At 55.0% G+C, this 1,706-nt stretch carries 2 protein-coding genes; both read right to left on the minus strand.

The genetic code is table 11. The annotated features are described in order from the left end of the window. Positions 1-245: 245 nt before the first annotated feature. Complete coding sequence (locus ACOSYY_RS02205; RefSeq protein WP_421660636.1) at positions 246-1,013, minus strand: DUF3047 domain-containing protein; 768 nt, start codon at positions 1,011-1,013, stop codon at positions 246-248. Positions 1,014-1,078: 65 nt separating this feature from the next. Then, positions 1,079-1,706 (minus strand): oxidoreductase dimerization domain-containing protein (locus ACOSYY_RS02210; RefSeq protein WP_421660637.1); only part of this gene is annotated, 628 nt, incomplete at its 5' end.

Below are 1,706 nucleotides of genomic sequence, written 5' to 3' on the forward strand. Positions count from 1 at the left end.
AACGTGGAACGTCAGCTGAACGATCCGGACCGCTGGAAATGAACAATACAGTGACTATCTCCTTCGGTATACCCTTCGACAGGTGCGGGATCGGCACATTCCGCAGAATCTCGTGCAGGAAACCTGGCTGGCGGCATTGCACGCCCGTGCCAGCACCTCGGACGACGAGGTGTGCGCATAGTGTTTGATTCTACGACATATAGGTCTGTACTTCGCTTTTACTGACACATTCATAACCGTGGCGGCTACTGAGTAACTTTCTTAAACACGATGTCCCCATAGTAGGCTTCCGCCGACTCGCCAGTATTGTCGGTGTCCGTCATGATCGCGATGCCGGAAATCATCGGCGGCTCCTCTCCAAAGGCCCGTTTGTAATCCTCGTAGACGTTACGCTCTTCCGTGACCCACGTATTGAGCTTGGCTGCCCCGCTTTCCACCACGATCATGTGAACCTGTTCTGTATACGGATTCGGCATGGCGGTCCCCACAGGGGCTCGGCTCTCCCAGATGTAATTGATGGCGCCGAGCGGCGGGTACCGGCCGTAGATCAGTCTCGCGGCTTCGTACTTCGCCTTGCCGAAGAGACCGACTTTCGCACTGTCGTATTGAAACGTGACGTAGAGACGCGCGGGATAATCGTCCCCCTCTTTCCTGGTCACATCGCTGGCCTTCAGGGTATTCGAGACCTTCCATCGCCATTGGATGATGGGATACTCCTTCGGATCCATCAGAATTTCTTTCGTGTATCCCGAAGAGGAAGCCTGACTGGCAGCCTTGACGACGACGCGATCCCCATCATGTACGAGGCTGTAGGTCGTGTGGCGGGGGATTTTTGGAAAAGTGAGCGGCTTCCAGCCGTCCGGCCAGGGTCCACTCGGAGCAGCTGTAGAAAAAGGACCGACCTCTACGGCGGTGGGGGATCGGGCTTGTAGCCGGTTCGGATCACCGAAGATCAGTCCGACCAACACGAAAGACGCGAGGCTGACAATCACGGAAGAAATAGATGGTGCCATACTCCTGGTCCTTTAAAAGGCATGTGGTGAAACATATCTATCCGCTTTATCCACGACACGCATCTCTATCGCCGCATCCAAGCAAACAACTTGATCAAGAAATTTTTGGTCCTCAGCGTGAAATGCGCTTTTCGCCAGAGATTGACCACTTTTGTATTGACTTCAGCCTGTGTGGGATAGGGATGGATCGTGCCAGCGATCGTTTTGGCCCCTGCTCCCGCCTTCATGGCGACGGAAAATTCGTTGATCATGTCGCCGGCATGGGCTGCCACGATCGTCGCGCCCAGAATCCTATCCGTCCCTTTTTGAATGTGAACCCGCGCAAACCCTTCGTCTTCCCCGTCCAGAATCGCCCGATCGACTTCATCCAGCTTGTAGGTATAGGTTTCCACCTCAAGGCCTTTCTCCTGTGCCTCTTTCTCATACAGGCCGACATGAGCCACTTCCGGCTCGGTGAAGGTACACCAGGGCATGACCAACGAATCGACGCTGGCGTAGCCCAGACCGAACGGATGCGGGAACAACGCATTCTGGATGACGATTTGAGCCATGGCATCGGCAGCATGCGTAAACTTGTAACGTGAGCAGATATCGCCCGCCGCGTAGATCTTTGGGTTGGTCGTCTGCAGTCTGGCATTGACCTTGATCCCGCTCTTGTCGTACTCGACTCCAGCCGTCTCCAATCCGATCCCC

Source organism: Nitrospira sp. BLG_2, from assembly GCF_049222245.1.